This window comes from Pseudomonas sp. RW409, assembly GCF_003184125.1.
Lineage (GTDB): Bacteria > Pseudomonadota > Gammaproteobacteria > Pseudomonadales > Pseudomonadaceae > Aquipseudomonas > Aquipseudomonas chlororaphis_I.
Map to the genome: position 1 here is coordinate 211,690 of NZ_QHHP01000042.1, position 16,833 is coordinate 228,522.

Consider the following 16,833-nt stretch of genomic DNA (forward strand, 5'->3'; position numbering starts at 1 on the left):
AGAAGTCTTGGCGATCAGGCCTGACGCTGGTGCTTGTCGATCTGCTCGTGACGTTCCTGAGCTTCGATGCAGTACTTGGTGGTCGGGCTGATCAGCAGGCGTTTCAGGCCGATCGGCTCGCCGCTGTCGTCGCACCAGCCGAAGCTGTCGTCGCCGATACGGCCCAGGGCCTGCTCCAGTTGCGGCAGCATGCGCTGGTCGCGGTCGATAGCGTTGACCAGCCAGGTCCGCTCTTCCTCTACGGAAGCCGCGTCGGCAGGGTCGGCCGGGGTGTCCAGGCTCTCAATGGCGATTCGGTTCTGTTCGATGCGCTCGTGGGTTTCGACCTTCATGGCCTGCAACAGCTCAGTGAAAAAAGCCAGCTGCTCGGCGTTCATGTAGTCATCCGCCGGCATGGCCAGCAACTTTTCCTTTGTCATTGATTTCTCTATAAAAAATACGTGCATTAAGGCGAATTAAAGCTGTTTTCCGTGCCCCCTTTCGGGGCATCGGAAAGGCGCCATACATTCCAAGCGCCACCCGGCACTCAATTTACGAGGGGCGGCAGTCTAAGGCCCGTTTGAGACCTCAGCAACTGAAATGACATCGAATTTGTCCGACAAGCCCTGAAAGCCCGCCAGGGCTGGCTTTGGCGGCGGTTATCGGAGTGCGTTTATAACAAGAAATTCCATCGGCCGGGGTCTTTTAGAAGACAAACGGCAACGGCAGGCCCGAAAAAGGCCTGCCGCTGCCGTGGTGCAAGGCTTCTGTAGGAGCGAGGCTTGCCCGCGATAATCGTCAATACGCCGCGGTGCATCAGATGCTAAGTGTTATCGTTGAAGTCCATCGCGAGCAAGCTTCGCTCCTACAGAAGCACAGGGCTCAGCGCTTGAGCTTGCGCTTGTTGCGGTACTGGTCGATGACCACCGCCACCACGATGATCAGGCCCTTGATGATGTCCTGGATGTAGGCATCGACACCGACGAAGGTGAAACCGCTGGCCATCACCCCGAGGATCAGCGCTCCGATCACGGTGCCGGTGATGCGCCCCACGCCACCGGCCAGGCTGGTGCCGCCGATCACCGCCGCGGCGATGGCGTCCAGCTCGTAGGACATGCCCATGCCCGCCTGCCCGGTCGCCGCCCGCGCCGAGGCCACCACCCCGGCCAGCCCCGCCAGCAGCCCGGCGATGCTGTAGACGATCACCAGGTGGCGCTTGACGTTGATCCCCGAGGTCCGCGCCGCCTGCATGTTGCCGCCGATGGCGTAGGTGTACTTGCCGTACTTGGTGTAGCGCAGGGCGATATGGAAGATCACCGCCACCACCAGGAAGATGATCACCGGCATCGCGCCGTGGCCGATGGCCGTGTAGGAATCCGAGAGCATGCTGATCGGCTGGCCTTCGGTGTAATAACGCGCCAGGCCGCGCGCCGAGACCATCATGCCGAGGGTAGCGATAAAGGGCGGGATGCCGGTGATGGCGATGATGCTGCCGTTGATCGCCCCCGCCAGCAGCCCTACCCCCAGCCCGGCCACCACCGGGATCCACACCGGCAGGTCGGTCAGCGACGGGAACACCGCGCGGGTGAAGTCCGAGGTCTGCGCCAGGCTGGCGGCGATCATCGCCGACAGCGCCAGCACCGAGCCGGACGACAGGTCGATGCCGGTGGTGATGATCACCTGGGTCACGCCGATAGCCAGCAGGCCGATGATCGACACCTGCAGGATCATCAGCACCAGGCGCTGGGAGTTCATCAGGAAGCTCTGGTCGCGCACTATCCAGCCGAACAGTTCGAACACCAGGCCGATGCCGATCAGCACCAGGAAGATGCTCAGTTCGGTGGGCAGGCGCCGGCGCGTTCTGGCTGGCGCCGCCGCGGGTTTGTTTTCCAGTATCGCGTTCATAAGCCTTCACCTTCTTCTTGTATGGCCGGCGGCGAACACAGCTCGCCGATGGCCTTGATACGTTTGCCGGCTAGTGGACCAGGGACATCCCGGAAGCCAGTTGCATGACCTTCTCCTGGGTCGCTTCGCCGCGGTCGAGGGTGCCCATCAGCTCGCCCTCGTGCATGACCATCACCCGGTCGCTCATGCCCAGCACTTCCGGCAGCTCCGAAGAAATCATGATCACCGCCATGCCTTCGCCGGCGAGGTAGGCGATCAGCCGGTAGATCTCGGCCTTGGCGCCGACGTCGATGCCGCGGGTCGGTTCGTCGAGGATCAGCACCCGCGGGTTGGTCATCAGCCAGCGGGCGAGCAAGGCCTTCTGCTGGTTGCCGCCGGACAGGGTGTCGATGCACTGCTCCAGGGACGGGGTCTTGACCCGCAGCTTCTTGCACATGTCCTCGCACAGGGCGCGCAGGGCCTTCTGCTGGATGAAGCCGTTGCCGGCGTAGTGCGGCAGCACCGCCATCTCCATGTTTTCCAGGACCGACAGGCAGGGGAACAGGCCGCTGAGCTTGCGGTCCTCGGTCAGCAGGGCAAAACCCTTTTCGATGGCCATGTGCGGGTCGCTGATGCGCACCGGCTGGCCGTCGAGGCGGATCTCGCCGCCGTCGCTGGGGGTGATGCCGAAAATCGTCTCGGCCACGTTGGTGCGGCCCGAGCCCATCAGCCCGGCGATGCCGAGAATCTCCCCGGCGTGCAGGTCGAAGGACACGCCCTCGAACACCCCGTCCAGGCGCAGGTCGCGCACCGACATCAGCAGCTCGCCGATGGGCTTCTCGCGCACCGGGAACAGCTGGCTCAGTTCGCGGCCGACCATCATCGAGATCAGGCTGTCGCCGTCCATGCTGTCGGCCCGTTGCAGGCCGATGTAGGCGCCGTCGCGGAACACCGCCACTTCATCGGCGATGGCGAACACTTCGTTCATCTTGTGGGTGATATAGATGATGCCCTTACCCTGGGCCTTGAGGTCGGCAATGATCGAGAACAGGTGCGCCACCTCTTTCTCGGTAATGGCCGAGGTCGGTTCGTCCATGATCAGGATGTCGGAGTCGTAGGACACCGCCTTGGCGATCTCCACCATCTGCCGCTCGGCGATGCTCAGGTTGCCCACCTGCTCCTCGGGGTCGAGGTTGATCCGCAGGCGTTCCAGCAACAGCGCGGTGCAGCGGTGCATCTCGCGGTGATCGATCATATGCAGGCCGTTGAGCTGCTCGCGGCCGATCCAGATGTTCTCGGCAATGCTCATGTGCGGCATCAGGTTGAGTTCCTGGTGGATCATCGCGATCCCCGCCTGCAAGGCCGCCAGCGGCGTCTCGAAATTCACCCGCTGGCCCTTGAGCCGCAGCTCGCCGGCGTCGGGCTGGTAGATCCCGGCGATGATTTTCATCAGGGTCGACTTGCCCGCGCCGTTCTCCCCCATCAGCGCCAGCACCGTGCCGGGGCGCACCCGCAGCTGCACATCGGACAGGGCGACAACCCCGGGAAAGCCCTTGCTGACGTTGATGACTTCCAGCAGGTAGGGCTCTTGCCCGGACTGGGCGGCGGGCGGCACGGCCGCCGCCGGGATGCTCGAAGCAGTCGCTGAAGCGAACATGATCAGGTACTCCATCCGCGGGGCAGCTGGGCCACCCCGCCGGCTTATTGTTGTGATGGAACGGGCGAGCTTTTTTGAACCCGTTTTTTAAAGCGGGCCTATTTGAACTGGGCGACGTTTTCCGGGGTGATCAGGCGATAAGGCACCCACACCGCCTGTTCCACCGGCTCGTGCCTGGCCATCTTCACCGCGGTGTCGATCGAGCCGTCGGCCTGGCCCTTGGCATCCTGGAACACCGAGACCGCCAGGTCACCCTTCTGCACCGCGCGCAGGCCATCGGGCGTGCCGTCGACCCCGGCGATCAGTACGCTGCCCTTCTCCACCCCGGCCTGTTTCAGCGCCATGGCGGCGCCGATGGCCATTTCATCGTTGTTGGCCACCACCGCATCGAACTTGCGGCCCTGGGTCAGCCAGTCGTTGACCAGGGTCATGGCCTTGTCCCGCAGCCAGATCCCGGTCTGTTCCTGCTCGACCTTGATCCCCGGGTACTTGGCCAGCACTTCCTTGACGCCCTTGGTGCGGTTGGTGGTGGAGTTGTTCGCCAGGTCGCCCAGCAGGATCACCACCTCGCCCTTGCCGCCCATCTTGTCGGCCAGGTACTGCATCTGCATCTGCCCGGCCTCCAGGTCGTTGGAGGCCACGGTGACCACGCCCTTGGGCAGGTTCAGGTCGTCCGGACGACGGTTGACGTAGACCAGCGGAATCCCGGCCTTGACCGCCGCCTCGGTGATCTTGCGGGTCGCCGCGGTGTCCACCGGGTTGACCACGATGGCGTCGACCTTCTGGCTGATAAAGCTTTCCACCTGGCTCAGTTGCTTGACCACGTCGGCCCGGGCGTCCTCGAACTGCAGGGTGACGCCGTCCGGCAGGGACTTGGCTTTCTGGTCCATGGATTCGCGCAGGTAGGTCAGCCAGGTGTCGTCGAACTGCGACATGCTCACGCCGATCTTCAGGTCGGCGAACGCCGAGCCGCTACCCAGCAACAGGGACAGGGCGAGCGTGGCAAAACGGGTCTTGGTCTTCATGAAAGGTCTTTCTCCACATTCTTGTAGGTTTTATGGATAAGGCGCAGAAACCACTCAGTGAGGCAGACGCACGATCGGCGCGCCGGGCATGCAGCACACCAGCGCGCCCTTGCGTTCGACGCAAAGCAGGCGGACCAGGGACTGGACGATGGCGGCAGGCCGGGATGTTTGGCGAGACAGCGGACGGCGGCGCAAGAATGCGCGACGAAGCAGATGCAAAGCGGAACTGAAGGTTTTCATCGACGGTACCTGTTGTTTTTGTTGGCGGGTTCCACTCGGCTCAAGGCGGGCTTGAGGTCGGTGCGAGAACCCTGCTAGTCGGCAACCTGGAAAGGACTTTATTGGAAAATAATTTCTATATCAACTCATTTTAGAATTTTATTCCAAATTCATTCTGCAGCCGGAAATCGGCCATTTCCACCACCTGGCGCTGGCGCCAGCTCAGGCGCGCGGCGTCCAGTACGCGGGTGGTGGCCAGGGCCTCGGCCGGCGTCACCGGCAGCGGCCCCTGCCCTTGCAGCGCCGCCTGCCAGCGTTTATAGAACTGCAACCAGTCGCCCCGCTCGGAGGCTATCCGCTCGCGAATCTCGCCCTGCTCGAACCAGCCCCAGCGCCGGTGTTCCTCGACGCCCCAGCGCTCGCCCTCGGTCTGCGGCGACAGACCGGCGACCAGCGCCTGCTCCTGGCCGTCCAGGCCCTCGACCGTATAACTGCCGGCCGAACCGCTGACCCGGAACCGCGGTCCCTGGCAGTTCTGCAGACAACTACCGGACAAATGTGAAACCACGCCATTGGCATGGCTCAGGGCGAGGAAAAAACCGTAGTCGCAGGTCGGCGCCTGGGCGGCGTACTGCAACTCGGCGTAGACCCGGGTCACCGGGCCGAACAGCTGCAAGGCCTGGTCCACCAGATGGCTGCCAAGATCGCGCAGGAACCCGCCGCCGCTGGCATTGCCCACGGCCTGCGGCACATAGCGCTCGACCCGCGACTCGAAGCGGCTGACGCTGCCCAGGGTGCCGCTGTCGATCAGCTTGCGCAGGGTGAGGAAGTCCGAGTCCCAGCGCCGGTTCATGTACAGGCTCAGCGGCACCCGGCGGGTTGCAGCGGCGTCGATCAGCGCCCGCGCCTGTTCCACGTCGCTGGCGAAGGGCTTGTCGCTGACCACCGGGACACCGCGCTCGATGGCTTCCAGCACCAACGCCGCGCGGCCCTCCAGCGGGGTGGAAATCACCAGCCCGTCGACCCCGGCCGCGACCAGTTGCTCGATGCTGTCGAAGGCCCGCACCCCGGGATGCTCCGCCGCCAGCAGTTGCCGGCGCTCGGCCGAGCGGGTGACCACCCCGACAAAAGTCGCGCCGGGCAGGCTGGCAATCAGCGGTGCATGAAAATGTCGGCCGCCATGGCCGTAACCCACCAAACCAATGCGCATCGCAAAGCCCTCCTTATATAGAACCGTTGTACTGCTGTAGCCGCTGGCGCAGCCTGCGATCGACCACGCGGTAACGGTAATCAACTCGCCCTTGTAGGAGCGAAGCTTGCTCGCGATGGAGGTCAACGATGACGCGTATTTCCTGACGAAACGCAGCATCTTCAGGTTCATCGCGAGCAATCGAGCGTCGACCGGCTGCTCCTACAAACGGCGGTACGTAGAAATGCCGGCCGCTCCCCATTCGATCCGCATGATCCGACCACAAGGGTCGCTTCAGCGGCACAGTTCGCTGCTGACCCGCTCCAGCATCATCCGGTTGGATTCGTCCGGGCGGTCTTCCCAGGCGAACACCGAGACCGTGGCGATGCCGTCGAACTGGATCTCGCGCAAGGTATCGAAGAACGCCGTCCAGTCCACTTCGCCCTGGCCGATGTCCAGGTGCTGGTGCACGGTGGCGGTGACACCCGGCGGGTTGACGATATAGCGCAGGCTCGACGACGCCTTGTGGTTGTAGGTGTCGGCGATGATCAGGTGGCTGAGCTTGCTGCCCGCGTACTTGAGCATCGAGGCGATATCGCCCTTGCCGTCGTCGTAAAAGAAGGTGTGCGGCGCCGCGTACAGGTAGTTGATCCAGTCCCGGTCGAAGCCGCGGATGATGTCCACCGACTCGTTGTTGCGCTCGCAGAAATCATAGGGATGGGCCTGGATATCCAGCTTGATGCCCTCGCGCTCGAACTCCGGGATCAACTCGTCCATGGAGCGCATGAACTGGTTCTCGCACACCAGCGGGTTGTCCGACTGGCCGGTGAACTCGGTGTTGACCAGCTCGCAGTCCATTTCCACGGTGATCTGGATCGCCCGCTTCCAGTTGCGCACCGCCGCCACGCGCAAGCCTTCGTCGGCGGCGGCCCAGTGGTACATCGGCAACAAGGACGAGAGTTGCACGCCGCTGTCGCTCAGGGCCTTGCGAAACGCCTTGATCCGCGCCCGGTCGACCCGGGGCGCCTTGTAGAACGGCAGGAAATCCTCGCGGGGCGACAGCTCGATGTATTGATACCCCAGCTCGGCGGCCTTGTCGGTCATCTGGCCCAGCGGCAGGTGGCGGTACATGTAGGGGTCCAGTGCGATACGCATTTTATTGTTCTCCCCGAATCTGAAGTGATGACCTGTAGCCGCTGCCTACCCTGTAGGAGCGAAGCTTGCTCGCGATGGACGTTAACGATGACGCGTATTTTCTGGATAAACGCGGCGCTCTCAGGTTCATCGCGGGCAATCGAGCGTCGACCGGCTGCTCCTACAAAATCAGCATTCAGCCATAGAACGCCGGGCGCGGCGGTTGCGCGACCTTGACGATCTGCCCGCTGTTCTGCGCCTCGATGCAGGCATCGGCGGCCACCGCCGCGGCATAACCGTCCCAGGCCGAAGGACCGCCCACCTGCCCGGCCCGCACGCCGTCGATAAAGGCCTGCAGCTCGACGTCATAAGCGGCGATAAAGCGGTCCTTCCAGTCCATCAGGATCGCGTTGGACAGCTTGGCCTCGCTACGCAACTGCACCTGGGACGGCTCCGGCAATTTGGCGATGCCGGTCTCGCCCACCACTTCGCACTGGATGTCATAGCCGTACTGGCAGTTGACGAAGACCTCGACGTCGATGCGCGTGCCCTTGGCGGTTTCCAGCAGCACCACCTGCGGGTCGCGCAGGTGCGCCAACGCCTTGCTCGACTTGCGCGGGAACACCACCTGCACTGACACGTAGTCGTCGGCCAGCAGCCAGCGCAGCACGTCCAGCTCATGGATCAGGGTGTCGGTGATCGCCATGTCGGTCTTGTAGTTCTCGCCGACCCGCGGGTTGCGGTGGGCGCAGTGCAGCATCAGCGGCTCGCCGATCTGGCCGCTGTCGATCACCGCCTTCAGCGCGCGGTAGCCGGTATCGTAGGGGCGCATGAAGCCCACCTGGACCAGGCGCTTGCCGTGGGCCATTTCGGCCTCGACGATCTTGCGGCAGCCGGCGGCGGTCACTGCCAGCGGCTTCTCGCAGAACACCGGCTTGCCGGCGGCGATGGCCGCCAGCACGAACTCTTCATGGCTCGGCCCCCAGGAGGTGACCAGCACCGCCTCGACCTCCGGCGCCTTGATCAGCGCGTGGCCATCGGGATACACCTCGGCGGCGATCTTCAGCTCGGCCACCACCTTCGCCGCCTGCTCCAGGTTGATATCGGTGACCGCCACCACCTGGCTGCCCAGCAGGGTCTGGCTGCAACGACGGATATGGTCCTGGCCGATGGCCCCGGTACCGATGACGCCCAGTTTCAAAGACATGGTGCTACTCCTGTTGTTGTTCGTTCGAGAGCAATCAGTACTGCCGGGCCTTGGCCAGGCGTTCGTTGAGTTGTCTGGCCACCGCATCGGTACGGGCGCTGGTGGACACCTGCGCCACCCCGACCCGCCACCAGGACAGGTACTTGTGGATCATGGTCTTGGGCAGGACCTTGATATCGATCAGGGTCGACACGCTCTGGGTCCGCGCATCGGCCAGGGCCGCCTGCAGCTCCTCGACCGTCCTCACCTTGTAGGTCTTGCAGCCATAGGCCGCCGCGCTCATGGCGAAATCCACCGGCACGAAGGCACCGTCGAGCTTGCCGGTTTCCGGGTTGCGGAAGCGGAACTCGGTGCCGAAGCTGTCCATGCCGTGTTCCATCTGCAGGTTGTTGATGCAGCCGAAGGTCATGTTGTCCAGCAGCACCACGTTGATCTTGCGCCGCTCCTGGATCGAGGTGGCCAGCTCCGAATGCAGCATCAGGTAGGAGCCGTCGCCCACCAGGGCGTAGACCTCGCGCTGGGGCTCGGCGAGCTTGACCCCCAGGGCCGCGTTGACCTCGTAGCCCATGCAGGAATAGCCGTACTCGACGTGGTAGGTGTTGACCCCCTTGCTGCGCCAGCTGCGTTGCAGGTCGCCGGGCAGGCTGCCGGCGGCGGCGACGATCACCGCGTCGTCGGCCAGGGTCTGGTTGAGCACCCCCAGCACCCGGCTCTGGGTCAGGCAGGAGCCGGTCAGTTCGATGAATTCGCGCAGCACCGCCGGGTCCATGTGGTCGTTAATCTCCGGGACAAAACCCTCGGCGTGGTATTCGACCTGGTAGACCCGGTCCACCTCCGCCTCCAGCTGCGCCCGCGCCTGGCTGATCTGCGCCCCCCAGGCCGCCTGGTAGTCGCTGCGCGCCAGGGCCTCGGCCAACCCGTCCAGGCCTTCGCGGGCATCCGCCAGCAGTTGCACGCCGTCGAGCTTCAGGGCATCGCAGGGGCTGATATTCAGGTTGAGAAACTGCGCATCGGCGCGGAACAGCGACTTCGAGGCGGTGGTGAAATCGCTGTAGCGGGTGCCGATGCCGATGATCAGGTCCGCCTCTTTCGCCAGCAGGTTGGCCGCCAGGCAACCGGTCTCGCCGATGCCGCCGAGGTTCAGCGGATGGCTGGAAACCACCGCGCTCTTGCCGGCCTGGGTTTCGGCGAAAGGAATGCCGAAGCGCTCGGCAAAGGCTTGCAGCGCTTCGTTGGCCCCGGAGTACTTGACCCCGCCGCCGCAGATGATCAGCGGCTTGCGCTTGCCGGTGAAGGCCGCCACAGCATCCTCGAGCATGGCCGCGGTGGCCGGCCGGCGTTCGATGCGGTGCACGCGTTTTTGCAGGAAGTAATCCGGGTAATCGTAGGCCTCGGCCTGCACATCCTGGGGCAAGGCCAGGGTCACCGCGCCGGTTTCCGCCGGGTCGGTGAGCACGCGCATGGCGTGGATCGCCGCGGTCATCAGTTGCTCGGGACGGTTGATGCGGTCCCAGTATTTGCTCACGGCCTTGAAGGCATCGTTGGTGCTGATGCTCAGATCGTGGAACTGCTCGATCTGTTGCAGCACCGGGTCGGGCTGACGGCTGGCGTAGACATCGCCGGGCAGCAGCAACAAAGGAATGCGGTTGGCGGTGGCGGTCGCCGCGGCGGTCAGCATGTTCGCCGCGCCCGGGCCCACCGACGAGGTGCAGGCGTAGATCTTGCGCCGCAGGTGCTGCTTGGCGAAGCCGATGGCCGCATGAGCCATGCCCTGCTCGTTGCGGCCCTGATGCACCAGCAGCTCGCCGCTGTCCTGCTCCAGGGCCTGGCCCAGGCCGAGCACGTTGCCGTGGCCGAAGATGGTGAAGATCCCGGCGACGAACTTGCTCTGCACCCCATCGATCTCGACGTACTGGTTGTCGAGGAATTTCACCAGGGCCTGGGCCATGGTCAGTCGTGTCGTAGTCATATCTGCACCTTCAATAGATACGCTGAACCCTGTAGGAGCGAGCTTGCTCGCGATGGATTCAGACGCACCGCGTTTCTACAGGCATATCGCGTCATCGTTAGCGTCCATCGCGAGCAAGCTCGCTCCTACAGTGGGGGAATGCATCAGGCCAGGGCGTGCTTGAGGTGGTCGATGCTCGCGCCGATCGCCCGCTGGATATCCGCCAGCCCATGCACGCTGTCGGCGAACGGCTCGAACGACAGGTGGCCGCTGTAGCCACTGGCAAGCAGAGCCTCGATCTGCGCCGCGTTGCCGAGGATGTCGCCCTCGCCCACCAGCACCCGGTGGCCGTCGCGGATGCTCGCCAGCGGCGCCTCGCGATCCTCGACCCCGGAGATATGCACCAGCCCGGTGAGCTCGGGGAAGAACTCCTGCTCCCCGGCCAGATGATGGTGAAAGGTGTCGTGCACCAGGCGGAACACATCCAGCCCGCCGATGGCGCGGATCGCCTCCACCGCCGTGCGCTTGCGCCGCAGGGAGCATTCCTCGAAGCCCAGGGGCTCGATAAAACCGAGAATCCCGTGCTCGCGCAGGATCGGCGCCAGCTGCGTCAAGGCAGTGCGCAGGCCGGCGGCGCGTTCGGCTTCGTTGCGGGTATCGGCGCGGTCGTTCAGCGGGCACATCACCAGACCGCGGGCGCCGCAGTCGCGGGCATAGGCGGCGAGCTTCAGGGCCTGGGCGCGACGCTCGTCGTTCCAGACATCGAAGGGGTACAGCGCATTGATCGACAGCACCTGGATGCCATGGGCCGCGCACAACTGGCGCACCTGCTGCGGCGGCGTGCCGTCTTCGATCTCCACGCCCGCAAGGTCATTGCGGATCTCGATGGCATCGGCTTTCAGGGTCACCGCCAACTCGATGAACGCCGGCAGGCTCAAACGTGGGGCAACCATACGATTCAGGGCGAAACGCAGGGGCTGGCTCATTATTCTTGTTCTCCAGAGCAACGGGTTGAAGGGTTTTACTTGGCGGTCGGCATGCTGAACTCGGGGCCCTTGGCGATGCTGTCCGGCCAGCGTTGCATCACGCTCTTGTAGCGGCTGTAGAAACGCAGGCCTTCCTCGCCGTAGGCGTGGTGATCACCGAACAGCGAGCGCTTCCAGCCGCCGAAGGAATGCCAGGCCATGGGCACCGGAATCGGCACGTTGATGCCGACCATGCCGACCTTGATGTTGCGGGCGAAGGCCCGGGCCACGCCGCCGTCACTGGTGAAGCAGGACACGCCGTTGCCGAATTCATGGGCGTTGATCAGCGCCACCGCACTGGCGAAATCCGCCACCCGGACGATGCCCAGCACCGGGCCGAAGATTTCTTCCTGGTAGATGCTCATCTCCGTGGTCACGCCGTCGAACAGGGTGGCGCCGACAAAAAAGCCCTGCTCCGCGCCCGGCACCTTGAAGCCGCGGCCGTCCACCAGCAGTTGCGCGCCCTGGGCCACGCCCTGGTCGATAAAACCTTCGACCTTGGCCTTGTGCTCGGCGGTCACCAGCGGCCCCATGTCGCTGTCGCCCTGCATGCCGTTGCCGATCTTCAACTGGTCGATGCGCGGCCGCAGTTTCTCGATCAACCGATCGCCGACCTCGCCCACCGCCACGGCGATGGAGATCGCCATGCAGCGCTCGCCGGCCGAGCCGTAGGCCGCGCCGATCAGCGCGTCGGCGGCCTGGTCGAGGTCGGCATCGGGCATCACGATCATATGGTTCTTCGCCCCGCCCAGGGCTTGCACGCGCTTGCCGCGGGAGGTGGCCTGCTGGTGGATGTACTCGGCGATCGGTGTCGAGCCGACAAAGGAAATCGCTTCGATGTCCGGGTGCTGCAACAGCCCGTCCACCGCCGCCTTGTCACCCTGGACCACGTTGAACACGCCATCGGGCAGCCCGGCTTGCGTCAGCAGGCGGGCCATCAGCAGGCTGGCGGACGGGTCACGCTCGGACGGCTTGAGGATGAAGCAGTTACCGCTGACCAGGGCCAGCGGGATCATCCACAGCGGCACCATCACCGGGAAATTGAACGGGGTGACCCCGGCGCACACGCCCAGGGGCTGGCGCAGGTTCCAGTTGTCGATGCCGCCGCCGATGTTGTCGCTGAAGTCGGTTTTCAGCAGGCTCGGCGCGCCACAGGCGAACTCGACGATCTCGATGCCGCGGGTCACTTCGCCGCGGGCGTCGGACAGCACCTTGCCGTGCTCGCGGGTGATGATCTCTGCCAGTTCGTTGTGGTGTTGGTCCAGCAGTTCCTTGAACTTGAACATCACCCGCGAACGGCGCAGCGCCGACTGCTCGGACCAGGCCGGGAAGGCCTTCATCGCCGAAGCAACGGCGTCGTCCACCGTCTTCTGGCTGGCCAGGGCGACCCGGGCCTGCACGCGGCCGGTGGCCGGGTTGAATACGTTGGCGAAGCGCTCGCCGCTGCCTTGCACCTGACCGTCGATGTAATGGCCGATTACCGGGGCGTCACTCATTATTCTTGTTCTCCATTCGAAGGTTGGAAATCACAGATCCAGCAGCCAGCTGTGCTGCGGATCGTTGTGGAACTGCCAGACCCGCTTGGGCCCGGCCATGACGTTCAGGTAATAGGACTCGTAGCCATAGGGCACGCTGACCGGGTGGTAACCCTTGGGCACCACCACCAGGTCGCCGTGTTCCACGGCCATGGCCTCGTCGATGCTGCGGTCGTCGGTGTAGACCCGCTGGAACACAAAGCCCTGGGGCGGATTGACCTGGTGGTAATAGGTCTCTTCGAGAAAGCTCTGGTGCGGCAGGTCGTCGGTGTCGTGCTTGTGCGGCGGGTAGCTGGAGGAATGCCCGGACGGCGTACGCACCTCCACCACCAGCAACGAATGGGCTGGCTCGCTGTCCGGCAGGATGTCGCAGACATAGCGGGTGTTGGCGCCCTTGCCGCGCACGCTGCGCTTCATGCTTTCGGGACGGATCAGCCGGGGGCCGAGGCCGTTTGCGGCGGAGCTTTTTGCAGTGCAGCCGGGCGCGGCGCAGACGGCGATCTGCACATCGCTCAGGGCCGTGACCTGGGCCTGGCTGCCGGGTGGCAGGTAGACGGCGAAGGGCGATTTGTCCTCGAACACCGATTGCCGGTCGCCGAGGTTGTCCCAGCCGAACGCGCCCTGCCCCGGCGCTTCGCCTTGAATGCCGATGCGTCCACTGAGCAGCACCAGGCACAGCTCTTTATCACCGGCACTGAGGGGCAGGCTTTCACCGAGGCTCAGGCGGTAGGCGGCAAAACCGACGTACTGCAATCGGCCCTCAGTCAACTGGACCATGGTCCGGCCCTTGGCCGCGCTTTTTACCAGCAGGCTCATGGGGCAGTCCTCTCATCGAGCAACGCGCGCAGGGTGTCGTAGCCCTTCTTCGCGTAGATGTAACTCGGTGCCACCGCCGGGTCCTGCTCGGCCTCCACCACCAGCCAGCCCTGGTAATCGGCGGCCAACAGCTCGTCCAGCAGCGCGGCGAAATCGATGTCGCCATCCCCCGGCACGGTGAAGGTGCCGTTGATGATGCAGTCGGGGAAACTCCACAGGTTGTTGCGCGCCAGCTGCACCACCGGCTTGCGCACGTCCTTGAAGTGCACATGGCAGACACGACCGATGTGCTTGCGCAGCACTTCCAGCGGTTCGCCGCCGCCCATGTAGCAGTGGCCCGAATCGAACAGCAGGCCGACTTCGCTGCCGGTCAGGCTCATCAACTTATCGATGTCCGCCGGCGATTCGACGTAGGCGCCCATATGGTGGTGGTACGCCAGGCGCACGCCCTGGGACAGGGTGAAACGCGCCAGCTCGGTGAGCTTGTCGGCGTATTCCTGCCAGGCCTGTTCGCTGTGAAAACGCGGACGCTCCACCAGGGCAATGCGCTGGCCCTGGATCGAGTCGGCGACCTCGCCGTAGACCAGCACCCTGGCACCGTTCTGCGCCAGCAGCTGGACATGGCTGGCGATGGCGTCGATCTCCTCGGCCACCGAGCGCCGCGCCAGGCGGCTGGAATACCAGCCCGAGACCAGCGCCAGGTCGTACGGGCGCAGCACATCGCCGACGCCCTTGGCATCCTTGGGGAACTTGCCGTTGAGCTCGAAACCTTCGTAGCCGATTGCCTTGCCCTCGCTCAGCGCCGTGCTCAAAGGCGTTTCGCCGCCGAGGGACGGTAGGTCGTCGTTGCTCCAGGAAATCGGGTTGATGCCAATTCGGATTGCGGGCATGGCTGCACCTTTTATTGTTTTCTAAACCAGTTCTGAAAAATTCCCGGCCTCGTACCCACTGCTGCAGCCCCTGTAGCCGCTGTAGCCGCTGTAGCCCTGTAGCCGCTGCCGAGCTTTAGCGAGGCTGCGATCGGTGGCGCAGCCACCGCAAGCGTTGTACCTGACACTACGCGTTGTCAGGTTTTGCGAGCGCTTCGCACTCGATCGCAGCCTCGCTAAAGCTCGGCAGCGGCTACAGGTGTTGCGTCAAGGCTCTTGCGGTCAGGCTCTATGTTCAGGCGCGGGCGGCGCGCCAGGCGTCGATCAGCTCGACGAAGGTCGCCTGCACCCGGCGGATCAGGGTTTCGTCGTCGATCTCGCTGGCCAGCCAGGCTCGGCTCGGCTCGTGGAAAATCGTGCGGCCCACGGCGAACCCGCGGCAGGTGCGGCTGTTACCGGCCTGGCGGAAGCCCTCGGCCAGGGCCGCCGCCGGGGCGTTGAGGCCCAGCAGCACCACGCCACGGCAATAGGGGTCGCGCTCCTCGATCAGCTCATCGAGCTGCTTCCACTGCTCGGCGCTTTGCGCCTCGATCTTCCACCAGGCCGGAAAGATGCCCAGGTTGTACAGGCGCTTGAGGGCGCGGTAGAGCACGTCCGGGTGAGTCGAGGGGTGGTCCTTGGGCGGAATGATTTCCAGCAGCAGCTCATGGCCGCTGACCTGGGACGCCTGGTACAGGCCCTTGATCTGCGCTTCCTGCTCCAGGCGCAGCAGCGGCTCGTCGTCCGGGTGGTACTGCACCAGGCACTTGATGATCTGCTCCTGGGGCCAGGCAATCAGGTTGCTGCCGATCGAACGCCCGTGTTCGAAGGCCAGCGGCCGCGAGCCCTGGACTTCCACCGGCCGCGCCACCCACCAGCCACGGCCGGTGGCGGCGTTCAGCGAGTCCTGGCCGAAACGCTGGTCGGCCAGCAGGCCGACATCGGCCTCGACGCCCTGCGCGCGCAAGTCGGCCTCGACCCGCTCCACGGCCTGGATAAACAGCTGCTTGAGCTCACCAATAGCCTTGAGCTCGCGCCCGCCCTTCTGCGCCAGTTCCACCAACTGCCCACGATGATCGAAGGCAAAGATGAACAGCTGCTTCCAGGCCTTGCGCGGCACGCTGACCTGATGCAGGCGCTGCAGGGTGCTGTCCTGGTCCGGCCGGGTGATGGGTACCGGGCTGCTGAACAGGTAATCCAGCTCGGCGCGGGTCGGCATCGCCGGCGCGCAGGCATGGCGCGACACGACTAAACCGCCGCAGGCGTTGGCCAGCTGGCAGCAGCGCTCGTCGCTGGCTTCCTCCAGCCAGCCGCTGAGGAAGCCGGACATAAAGGCATCGCCCGCCCCCAGCACGTTGAGCACTTCGACCCGCACCCCGGGGTAAATGGCGCCGTCTTCCAGGCGCGCCGGGATCGCCCCGTGGATCACCGTGCAGCCCTGGGGGCCGAGCTTGACCACCAGGGTCGCGGCGGTCAGCGAACGCACGGCGCGCAAGGCGCTGAGCAAGTCGTCGCTGCCACCGGCGATCAGGAATTCTTCTTCGGTGCCGACGATCAGATCGAAGCGCGGCAGGATCTTCTGCACATGGGCGCTGACGTTCTGGTCGGCGACAAACCGGGTCTCGCCATCAGCCTTGCCCGCCAGGCCCCAGAGCACCGGGCGGTAGTCGATGTCGAGCACGCGCTGGACGTTGTGTCGCTCGGCGTACTCCAGGGCCTGGAGGCTGGCCTGGTACACGCTGTCGGTGGAGAAATGGGTGCCGGTGATCAGCAAGGCTTTGCTGGAGGCGATAAAGGCTTCGCTGATGTCTTCGGCGCGCAGGGCCATGTCGGCGCAGTTCTCGCGGTAGAACACCAGGGGGAAGGTTTCGCGGTCCTTGAGACCGAGCAGGACCAGCGCGGTCAGGCGCTCCGGGTCGACCTTGATCGCGCTGACATCGCAGCCTTCGCGGGCCAGGGACTCCACCAGAAAACGCCCCATGTGATCGTCGCCGACCCGGCTCAGCATCGCCGAGCGCAAGCCCAGGCGCGCGGTGCCGAAGGCGATGTTGGCGGACGAGCCGCCGAGGTATTTGGCGAAGCTTGAGACATCTTCCAGCCGGGCCCCGACCTGCTGCGCATAGAGGTCGACGCCCAGGCGTCCGAGGCAAATCAGATCCAATTGACGCCCATTGGCAAAACGAGTCTGGCCCATGCTGGCTCCTGTTATTTTTATCAGCCTGCGCGTGGCACCGAGGAAGGTGCCGAACGCTCGTGGTGGATGCAGACTAAAACGTTCACCGGCACCAATCAATATTTTTTCTATAA

At 64.5% G+C, this 16,833-nt stretch carries 14 protein-coding genes; all 14 read right to left on the reverse strand.

The window, feature by feature from the left end:
- Positions 1-14: 14 nt before the first annotated feature.
- On the reverse strand, positions 15-419 hold the full coding sequence (locus DK261_RS27960) for a TraR/DksA family transcriptional regulator (protein ID WP_007923643.1): 405 nt from the start codon (positions 417-419) through the stop codon (positions 15-17).
- Between the two features lie 442 nt (positions 420-861).
- On the reverse strand, positions 862-1,884 hold the full coding sequence (locus tag DK261_RS27965; RefSeq protein WP_007923642.1) for an ABC transporter permease: 1,023 nt from the start codon (positions 1,882-1,884) through the stop codon (positions 862-864).
- Between the two features lie 70 nt (positions 1,885-1,954).
- Complete coding sequence (locus DK261_RS27970) at positions 1,955-3,520, reverse strand: sugar ABC transporter ATP-binding protein (protein ID WP_009048474.1); 1,566 nt, start codon at positions 3,518-3,520, stop codon at positions 1,955-1,957.
- A 98-nt stretch (positions 3,521-3,618) separates the two neighbouring features.
- Positions 3,619-4,545 carry a sugar ABC transporter substrate-binding protein gene (locus DK261_RS27975; RefSeq protein WP_009048473.1) on the reverse strand — a complete coding sequence of 309 codons (927 nt, stop codon included), beginning with the start codon at positions 4,543-4,545 and terminating at the stop codon, positions 3,619-3,621.
- A gap of 54 nt (positions 4,546-4,599) precedes the next feature.
- The gene (locus tag DK261_RS27980) at positions 4,600-4,785 is read right to left on the reverse strand and encodes a hypothetical protein (protein ID WP_009048472.1); all 186 of its coding nucleotides are present in this window, start codon (positions 4,783-4,785) and stop codon (positions 4,600-4,602) included.
- A gap of 130 nt (positions 4,786-4,915) precedes the next feature.
- A complete protein-coding gene (locus DK261_RS27985; RefSeq protein ID WP_009048471.1) occupies positions 4,916-5,974 on the reverse strand; it encodes a Gfo/Idh/MocA family oxidoreductase in 1,059 nt (352 codons plus the stop codon).
- A 273-nt stretch (positions 5,975-6,247) separates the two neighbouring features.
- On the reverse strand, positions 6,248-7,108 hold the full coding sequence (locus DK261_RS27990; RefSeq protein ID WP_110177067.1) for a sugar phosphate isomerase/epimerase family protein: 861 nt from the start codon (positions 7,106-7,108) through the stop codon (positions 6,248-6,250).
- Between the two features lie 175 nt (positions 7,109-7,283).
- Positions 7,284-8,294, reverse strand: coding sequence for a Gfo/Idh/MocA family protein (locus tag DK261_RS27995; protein WP_028682671.1), 1,011 nt, complete (start codon positions 8,292-8,294; stop codon positions 7,284-7,286).
- A 34-nt stretch (positions 8,295-8,328) separates the two neighbouring features.
- Entirely contained in the window at positions 8,329-10,263 is a 1,935-nt protein-coding gene (gene iolD, locus DK261_RS28000; RefSeq protein WP_110177069.1) for a 3D-(3,5/4)-trihydroxycyclohexane-1,2-dione acylhydrolase (decyclizing), read from the reverse strand.
- A 143-nt stretch (positions 10,264-10,406) separates the two neighbouring features.
- Entirely contained in the window at positions 10,407-11,228 is an 822-nt protein-coding gene (locus DK261_RS28005; protein WP_110177071.1) for a TIM barrel protein, read from the reverse strand.
- A gap of 35 nt (positions 11,229-11,263) precedes the next feature.
- Positions 11,264-12,763 (reverse strand): CoA-acylating methylmalonate-semialdehyde dehydrogenase, encoded by a 1,500-nt coding sequence (locus tag DK261_RS28010; RefSeq protein WP_101282251.1) that lies wholly within the window; start codon positions 12,761-12,763, stop codon positions 11,264-11,266.
- A gap of 30 nt (positions 12,764-12,793) precedes the next feature.
- Entirely contained in the window at positions 12,794-13,618 is an 825-nt protein-coding gene (gene iolB, locus DK261_RS28015) for a 5-deoxy-glucuronate isomerase (protein ID WP_038631761.1), read from the reverse strand.
- Positions 13,615-14,508 (reverse strand): myo-inosose-2 dehydratase, encoded by an 894-nt coding sequence (gene iolE, locus DK261_RS28020; RefSeq protein WP_038631758.1) that lies wholly within the window; start codon positions 14,506-14,508, stop codon positions 13,615-13,617. The genes iolB and iolE overlap by 4 nt, the downstream gene beginning before the upstream one ends.
- Before the next feature lie 274 nt (positions 14,509-14,782).
- Positions 14,783-16,720: a 5-dehydro-2-deoxygluconokinase gene (gene iolC / locus DK261_RS28025; RefSeq protein ID WP_110177073.1), complete on the reverse strand. Its 1,938-nt coding sequence runs from the start codon at positions 16,718-16,720 to the stop codon at positions 14,783-14,785.
- Positions 16,721-16,833 lie beyond the last annotated feature (113 nt).

Excerpts from the sequence above, each read along its gene's own strand:
- DK261_RS27960 (WP_007923643.1), bottom strand. The coding sequence starts at position 419 with ATGACAAAGGAAAAGTTGCTGGCCATGCCGGCGGATGACTACATGAAC.
- DK261_RS27965 (WP_007923642.1), bottom strand. The coding sequence starts at position 1,884 with ATGAACGCGATACTGGAAAACAAACCCGCGGCGGCGCCAGCCAGAACG.
- DK261_RS27970 (WP_009048474.1), bottom strand. The coding sequence starts at position 3,520 with ATGTTCGCTTCAGCGACTGCTTCGAGCATCCCGGCGGCGGCCGTGCCG.
- DK261_RS27975 (WP_009048473.1), bottom strand. The coding sequence starts at position 4,545 with ATGAAGACCAAGACCCGTTTTGCCACGCTCGCCCTGTCCCTGTTGCTG.
- DK261_RS27980 (WP_009048472.1), bottom strand. The coding sequence starts at position 4,785 with ATGAAAACCTTCAGTTCCGCTTTGCATCTGCTTCGTCGCGCATTCTTG.
- DK261_RS27985 (WP_009048471.1), bottom strand. The coding sequence starts at position 5,974 with ATGCGCATTGGTTTGGTGGGTTACGGCCATGGCGGCCGACATTTTCAT.
- DK261_RS27990 (WP_110177067.1), bottom strand. The coding sequence starts at position 7,108 with ATGCGTATCGCACTGGACCCCTACATGTACCGCCACCTGCCGCTGGGC.
- DK261_RS27995 (WP_028682671.1), bottom strand. The coding sequence starts at position 8,294 with ATGTCTTTGAAACTGGGCGTCATCGGTACCGGGGCCATCGGCCAGGAC.
- iolD (WP_110177069.1), bottom strand. The coding sequence starts at position 10,263 with ATGACTACGACACGACTGACCATGGCCCAGGCCCTGGTGAAATTCCTC.
- DK261_RS28005 (WP_110177071.1), bottom strand. The coding sequence starts at position 11,228 with ATGAGCCAGCCCCTGCGTTTCGCCCTGAATCGTATGGTTGCCCCACGT.
- DK261_RS28010 (WP_101282251.1), bottom strand. The coding sequence starts at position 12,763 with ATGAGTGACGCCCCGGTAATCGGCCATTACATCGACGGTCAGGTGCAA.
- iolB (WP_038631761.1), bottom strand. The coding sequence starts at position 13,618 with ATGAGCCTGCTGGTAAAAAGCGCGGCCAAGGGCCGGACCATGGTCCAG.
- iolE (WP_038631758.1), bottom strand. The coding sequence starts at position 14,508 with ATGCCCGCAATCCGAATTGGCATCAACCCGATTTCCTGGAGCAACGAC.
- iolC (WP_110177073.1), bottom strand. The coding sequence starts at position 16,720 with ATGGGCCAGACTCGTTTTGCCAATGGGCGTCAATTGGATCTGATTTGC.